We start from the raw sequence: 6,136 nt of genomic DNA, 5'->3' as shown, positions 1-6,136 counted from the left end.
ACCACCAACACCATCGAGCAGATGCCCATCGAGGACTGGCAGCGCGTCATCGACATCAACCTCGGCGGCCCCTTCCATTGCACCCAGGCCGCCATTCCGGCGCTAAAAACGAATGGCGGTGCCATCGTCAACATCGCCTCGATCGCCGGCAAGCGCATCTCCTACCACGGCGGCGTCAACTACACGGCGGCCAAGTCGGGGCTTCTGGGCCTCACCCGCCACGCCGCTTTCGAGCTGGCCCAGTACGGCATCCGCGTCAACGCCGTCTGCCCCGGCCCCGTACTCACGCCCATGGTCGAGAGCATCACCGACGAGGCGGCACGCGCCCATACCGCCGGCCTGGTGCCGCTGGGCCAGTGGGTGATGCCCGAGGATGTGGCCCGCTGCGTGGTCTTTCTCGCCGGGCCCGAATCCGCCATGTGCACCGGTGCCAGCTTCGACGTCGACGGCGGCATGCTGGTCTCCAACGGCACGCCCTATGCCGCCTACATGGCCCATCGCGCACAGGGAGAAACATCATGAGTCCACGTTTGCAGGACAAGGTGGCGCTGGTCTTCGGGGCCGGCTCGTCGGGCCCGGGCTGGGGCAACGGCAAGGCCACGGCGGTACGTTTCGCCCGCGAAGGCGCCCGCATCGTCGCAGTCGACATCAACCTCGAAGCGGCCCAGGAAACCGCCGACATCATCGCCGGCGAAGGCGGTGACGCGTTGCCCGTGGCGGCCGACGTGACGAGGCCCGATCAGGTCGAGGCCGCCGTGCAGGGCGTGTTGGAGGCCCACGGCCGCATCGATATCCTGCACAACAACGTCGGCATCGGAAATTTCGGCGGCCCCGTCGAATTGCCCCTCGAGGAATGGCACAAGGTCATGGACGTCAACCTGACCAGCGCCTTTCTCACTTGCAAATACGTGCTGCCGGCCATGGTCGAGCAGGGCTCGGGCGCCATCATCAACATCTCCTCGATCGCCAGCCTGGGGGTCGGCATGTTCCCCTACAGTGCCTATTACGCCTCCAAGGCGGCGCTCAACCACCTCACCCGGGCCGTGGCCATCGAGTACGCCGACAAGGGGATTCGTGCCAACGCCATCCTGCCCGGCTTGATCGACACGCCCATGGTGCGGGGCTCGGAAGACATGGTGCAGCATTACGGCTCGATGGAAGAGCTGGAGAAGGCCCGCCACGCGGCCTCGCCGACGGGCCGCATGGGCGAAGCCTGGGACATCGCCGCGGCGGCCGTGTTCCTGGCCTCGGACGAGGCCAAATACGTCAATGGCGTGACGCTGGCGGTCGACGGCGGCCTCAGCGTGCGCATGCGTTGAGTGAAACGCTTTCATCTATCGCATTCCAGAGGGAGGTAGAAAAATGTTGAGAAGATTTTTCCTGGCCACGGCTTCCGCCGCGGCCCTGGTTTTTGCCACCAGCGCCGGCTGGGCGGCCGACGTCACGCTGAAGATCGCCCACGTGGCGCCACCCAAGGCGCAGTTCCACATCAACGCCGAGATCTTCGGCAAGCACCTGCGCAAGATGTCCGGCGGCAGCATGGATATCGAGATCGTGCCGGGCGGCGCGCTCGGCAACCTGGTGCAGCTCTGGGCCCAGCTCAAGAAGGGCAGCCTGGACATGCACACCATCGACATCGGCGCCATTCTGGCCATGAAGGACGCGCGCTTGTTCTTCATCGTCACCATGCCGTATCTCTTCAAGGACCAGGCGCACCTGCACCGGTTCTTGGATTCGGACGTTTTCGCCGGCATGAACGCCAAGGTCGAGAAGGCCACGAATATCCACTTCATCGGACCCAACGGCGACCGTCCGCCCCGGGCCCTTTCCACGCGCAAGACGAAAGTCATGACGCCGGCCGACATGAAGGGCATGAAGATCCGCACGCCGCTGAATCCGGCCATCACCGAGATCTTCAAGGCCTGGGGCACCAGCCCGACGCCGGTCAAGGGCTCGGAGCTCTATTCGTCGCTGCAGAGCGGTCTGGTGGACGGCCAGGAGAACGGTATCGATGCCGTCGTCCAGGCCGGCCTGACCGAGGTGCAGAAGTACTTCATGAAGACCGACTACATCCATTCGGCCATCGGTATGTGGATGAGCGGCAAACGCTGGAACTCGCTCTCGGCCCAGCAGCAGGGCTGGGTCACGGCGGCCGCCAATGCGTCCAACGCCGAGGCCCGGGCTTCCTTCCCCGGCGACGTGGTCAAGATGTTCGCCGAGGCCAAGGCCAAGGGCATGGAGATCGTCACCCCCGACATCGCCGCCTTCAAGGCCGCCGGCCGGCCCATCGTCGAGGCCTGGGACGGCAAACGCTGGCCGCCGGGCATGTATGACAAGATCAACAAGATGTAGTTTTTTCACCCCCACCCCATCCCTCCCCCAAGCTTTGGCTTTGTGGGGAGGGGGCGATATTGACGATCTGAACCCCCTCCCGCACAAAGACAAGGCCGGGGGAGGGATGGGGTGGAGGGTCTAACCGAATCCAATGGAAAACCGCCTGCGCGCCCTGTTTGCCTGGCTGCTCGAGCGCCTGATCGGGGCGCTGGTGCTGTTCCTGGTGGCGCTGGCCTTCATGCAGGTGGTGCTGCGCTACGGCTTTTCCGCAGCCATCCTGTGGGTCGAAGAGATCTCGGTGATGGCCCTCATTTGGCTGGCCTGGCTGGGCATCACTTACCTCTGGCTCAGCCGCGGCCACATTGCCGTCGATCTGCTGCCGACGCTGCTGGCGCCGGCCGCCGAGCAACGCCTGCGCCTGGCCATCGACGTGCTGGCGTTGCTGGCCGGTGCCACGCTCGCCTTCATCTCGCTGGAAACCCTCGAGATGTACGCCGATATGGACCTCGGCAGCCTCGAGATCGACGCCTCGCTGAAGTACATCCCGGTGACGGCCGGCGGGGTCGGGTTGGCCCTGGCGGCGGCGCTCAATCTCTGGCGCGGTTGGGAAAAAAGGGAGGCGGCGCCGTGATCGCCGAACTGGCGGTGCTGTTCGGCGCACTCCTGCTGGGGCTGGGGCTCGGCATACCGGTGTTCCTGGCCATGAGCGGCGCGGCGGCGGCCTACACCATCGCCTTTTGGCCGAAAGTCCCCACCTTCATCGTCGGCCAGGGTTTCGTACAGGGGCTCGACAGCTACAACTTCGCCGCCATCGTCTTCTTTTTTCTGGTCGGCGAAGTTATGAACACGGGCGGCATCAGCGCCCGCCTGATGCGCCTGGCCCGGGCTTGCGTGGGCCATGTGCGCGGCGGGCTGAGCCACGTCAACATCCTGGCCAGCATGGTTTTCGCCGGCGTCTCGGGCTCGGCCGCGGCCGATGCCGCGGCCATCGGCTCGGTGATGATCCCGGCCATGAAGCGCGAGGGCTACCCGGCCGCCTACGCCGCCGCCGTGACCGCCGCCTCGGCCACCATCGGCCCCATCATTCCGCCCTCGATCCCGCTGGTGGTGTTCGGGCTCTTTGCCTTGACCTCGATCGGCAAGCTGTTTGTCGCCGGCATCGTGCCGGGGCTCTTGATGGGGGTTTTTCTGCTCGTCGCCTCCTACGTGATCAGCCGCCGGCGGGGCTATCCGGCCGCCCCCTGGGCGGGCTGGCGCGAATTGACGCGCGCCGCCGGCTCCTCGCTGCTGGCGCTGGCGATGCCGCTGATAGTCGTCATCGGCCTGGTCGGCGGCGTGGCGACGGTGACCGAGGTGGGTGCCGTGGCCACGGTCTATGCCGTCGTGGTCAGCACCATCGTCTACCGCGAACTCGACCTCGCCGGCCTCTGGCAGTCCTTCATGCGGGCCGGGGCCGATGCCGCCAAGGTGCTGGCCATCATCTCCGTCGCCGGGCTTTTCATCTGGATCGTCGGCAACATGGGCCTGGCCCGGGCGCTGGCCGGCTGGGTCGGCGACCTTACCGGCGATCCCCTGCTGGTGCTGGCCATCTTCGCCGCCGCGCTGCTGGTCGCCGGCACGGTGCTGGAGCCGGTGACCATCCTGGTCGTGCTGGTGCCGCTGATGATCCCCACGGCCCAGGCCGTGGGCATCGACATGACCCAATTCGGCGTCGTCGCGGTGCTGGCCACGCTGCTCGGCCTGATCACGCCGCCGGTAGGGTTCTTGATCTACCTCACGGCGGCCCAGGCCGGGGCCCAGGTGCACCACGAGATACGCGAGCTGGTGCCCTTCATCACGGCGCTCGTGCTGCTACTGGCGGCGCTGGTTCTGTTTCCGCCGCTGACGCTTTGGCTGCCGGGGATTTTCTTCGGCTGATCCGAGCGTTGCTCTAGGCCGGTGGCTCAAGCCCTTTTGCCGCATTCTGGAGATCTTCCAGCGCACGGACAGCTTCTTCCAATTCGTTTCGTAGGGGCAAAGGTGCGGCAAGGGGATCGATACCCGGGTAGCGGAACACCGCGGCCCAGTCGGTAAAGGGCCTTACGGGATCCAGCTGGGCAGCCAACGCCAGAAAGCCCGCTGCCGCGAGGTCGGCCAGTTCATCAAGGTCATGGGTTTTGCGGAAGGAAACGCCGGCCAGGACCAGAATCCCCTTGATCAGCTTTTCTCCTGCTTACTGGCAATGGTAGGCGGCGATGTCGGGCAGGAAGTCGTCGGCATTCAGGCACAGGCGCACCGCCCGCAAATCGTGGTCGGCGCGTTCGAACCAGCCGGATGCCTCCGACCGCGCGGTGGCCTCATTTCCGTTCATAGACCACCACCCCCTGGCGGGCGATGGTATGGGCGAAAGAGCCGGGTACAGTGGCCTTTTCTTCGAAAATGGTTTGCCTGCAGGGGATGATGTCTGCGGCTCGGCGATAGCGCTGCCGCGCTCTTCGCCGGGCCTCCAGTCCGAGACGCTCCGGCGGCGTGTCGTCGGCCACGACGACCAGCAGATCGAAATCACTGTCTGCCGTCCCGCCACCGTCCGCGTGCGACCCGAACAGGATCACTTTCTCAGGCTCGAATACCTCGACCACCTGTTGCAGGAGTTCGTCCGGAACCTGAACCGTGGCCGCCATTTCCGCCTCGCCTCGACCCCAGGAAATCCAACGCCTCCGGCCGGTCAAGAACCCCTGGCCCCTGCCTTCGAAGGCCAGTGCCCTATCCACCCTAGCTACGGGTGCGTCGGAGGAGGGTAGCGGATGGATGGTCCGGGCGCAAATGCGGGCCTGGCCGGCGCCCTGGCCGGCTGGGTCGGCGCACTCACCGGCGATCCCCTGCTGGTGCTGGCCACGCTCTTGGGCCTGATCACGCCGCCGGGGGGGTTCCTGATCTACCTGACGGCGGCCCAGGCCGGGGCACAGGTGCACCACGAGGTGCGCGAGCTGGTGCCCGTCATCGCCGCCCTGGTGCTGCTGCTGGCGGCCCTGGTGCTGTTCCCGCCGCTGACGCTCTGGCTGCCGGGGCTGTTTTTCGGCTGAGTGTCAGCCTCGGTCCGCTCATCCCACCAAAGCGCTGGCTCCGGGCGGCTCGCCGAAGCGACGCGAATAGCCAACTGCAGACATTCGCTACGCCGTCGGGTGGGCGCTGTCCATTGCATCGGAATCGGACATCAGGCGATATGATTTGCTGTCGACAATTGGCGTTTCATTCGTTGGAAGGATTTTTTTGTAATAATATCAATAGGTTAACCTAGTTTTTTTTCGGACAAATCTCCGACAACTCATTCCGTTCAAGACAGGGCATAGTCATCCTCGGAAATTGCGGCGAATTAGAAGTAGAATTGAGCCGTACCGAATTTAGACAGTTCCACAGGAGGTCATAATGGGTGACACAATTGATGCGTTGGAATCCGGATTTGATTGGGTTGCCTCCACCTTCGATGATCAAGTCGGTCACTTGCGCAGTACATACGAATTTGGCGTGGGTGTGTCAGACGACCTCGTGCATCAGGTCGGCGATGCATTCCATCAATATGGAGCGGCCGCCATATATCAGACTGTGGATTTAGCCCTGCGTTATGCCCCCTTGCCCGAAAAATATGGCGGCGCCGCCGACGACACGATTGTCGGTTTCATGGCGGCGAACTGGCTCTACGGCGGTGGCGGCAATGACACCATTTCCGCCTATGGCGGCTATAACGAAATCTACGGCGGTGCGGGGAACGATGGCCTGCCCCCCGAAAACTGGTCCAGCCCGGATGTTAGGATTGGGTTGGCTT

At 64.6% G+C, this 6,136-nt stretch carries 9 protein-coding genes; 7 read left to right on the top strand and 2 right to left on the bottom strand.

The genetic code is table 11. The features are described from left to right. The 5 genes from QGG75_12390 to QGG75_12370 form a co-directional block, all read left to right on the top strand. A partial coding sequence (locus QGG75_12390) for an SDR family oxidoreductase (GenBank protein ID MDP6068030.1) occupies positions 1-522 on the top strand: 522 nt, incomplete at its 5' end. Beyond that, the gene (locus QGG75_12385) at positions 519-1,319 is read left to right on the top strand and encodes an SDR family NAD(P)-dependent oxidoreductase (protein MDP6068029.1); all 801 of its coding nucleotides are present in this window, start codon (positions 519-521) and stop codon (positions 1,317-1,319) included. The genes QGG75_12390 and QGG75_12385, both read left to right, overlap by 4 nt. Before the next feature lie 43 nt (positions 1,320-1,362). Continuing rightward, the gene (locus QGG75_12380; GenBank protein MDP6068028.1) at positions 1,363-2,352 is read left to right on the top strand and encodes a TRAP transporter substrate-binding protein; all 990 of its coding nucleotides are present in this window, start codon (positions 1,363-1,365) and stop codon (positions 2,350-2,352) included. A gap of 133 nt (positions 2,353-2,485) precedes the next feature. Next, on the top strand, positions 2,486-2,965 hold the full coding sequence (locus tag QGG75_12375; GenBank protein MDP6068027.1) for a TRAP transporter small permease subunit: 480 nt from the start codon (positions 2,486-2,488) through the stop codon (positions 2,963-2,965). Next, complete coding sequence (locus tag QGG75_12370; protein MDP6068026.1) at positions 2,962-4,251, top strand: TRAP transporter large permease; 1,290 nt, start codon at positions 2,962-2,964, stop codon at positions 4,249-4,251. The genes QGG75_12375 and QGG75_12370 overlap by 4 nt, the downstream gene beginning before the upstream one ends. A gap of 295 nt (positions 4,252-4,546) precedes the next feature. Here the strand turns inward: QGG75_12370 and QGG75_12365 are convergent, their stop codons facing one another. After that, on the bottom strand, positions 4,547-4,684 hold the full coding sequence (locus QGG75_12365; GenBank protein MDP6068025.1) for a hypothetical protein: 138 nt from the start codon (positions 4,682-4,684) through the stop codon (positions 4,547-4,549). Beyond that, a complete protein-coding gene (locus QGG75_12360; protein MDP6068024.1) occupies positions 4,671-4,994 on the bottom strand; it encodes a nucleotidyltransferase domain-containing protein in 324 nt (107 codons plus the stop codon). Before QGG75_12360 ends, QGG75_12365 begins: the two co-directional genes overlap by 14 nt. Positions 4,995-5,117: 123 nt before the next feature. Between QGG75_12360 and QGG75_12355 the strand changes: the two genes are divergently transcribed. Together QGG75_12355 and QGG75_12350 are read left to right on the top strand one after the other, a co-directional pair. Next, the gene (locus QGG75_12355; protein ID MDP6068023.1) at positions 5,118-5,396 is read left to right on the top strand and encodes a hypothetical protein; all 279 of its coding nucleotides are present in this window, start codon (positions 5,118-5,120) and stop codon (positions 5,394-5,396) included. A gap of 343 nt (positions 5,397-5,739) precedes the next feature. Further along, positions 5,740-6,136 (top strand): hypothetical protein (locus QGG75_12350; protein MDP6068022.1); only part of this gene is annotated, 397 nt, incomplete at its 3' end.

The sequence above is a fragment of the Alphaproteobacteria bacterium genome (assembly GCA_030740435.1).
In the GTDB taxonomy this organism is placed as follows: Bacteria; Pseudomonadota; Alphaproteobacteria; order UBA2966; family UBA2966.
This window is presented reverse-complemented; position numbering and strand designations above follow the sequence as displayed.

Bases quoted from the DNA above. Each gene is read 5' to 3' on its own strand.
- QGG75_12385 (MDP6068029.1), top strand. From the start codon at position 519: ATGAGTCCACGTTTGCAGGACAAGGTGGCGCTGGTCTTCGGGGCCGGC.
- QGG75_12380 (MDP6068028.1), top strand. From the start codon at position 1,363: ATGTTGAGAAGATTTTTCCTGGCCACGGCTTCCGCCGCGGCCCTGGTT.
- QGG75_12375 (MDP6068027.1), top strand. From the start codon at position 2,486: ATGGAAAACCGCCTGCGCGCCCTGTTTGCCTGGCTGCTCGAGCGCCTG.
- QGG75_12365 (MDP6068025.1), bottom strand. From the start codon at position 4,684: ATGAACGGAAATGAGGCCACCGCGCGGTCGGAGGCATCCGGCTGGTTC.
- QGG75_12360 (MDP6068024.1), bottom strand. From the start codon at position 4,994: ATGGCGGCCACGGTTCAGGTTCCGGACGAACTCCTGCAACAGGTGGTC.
- QGG75_12355 (MDP6068023.1), top strand. From the start codon at position 5,118: ATGGATGGTCCGGGCGCAAATGCGGGCCTGGCCGGCGCCCTGGCCGGC.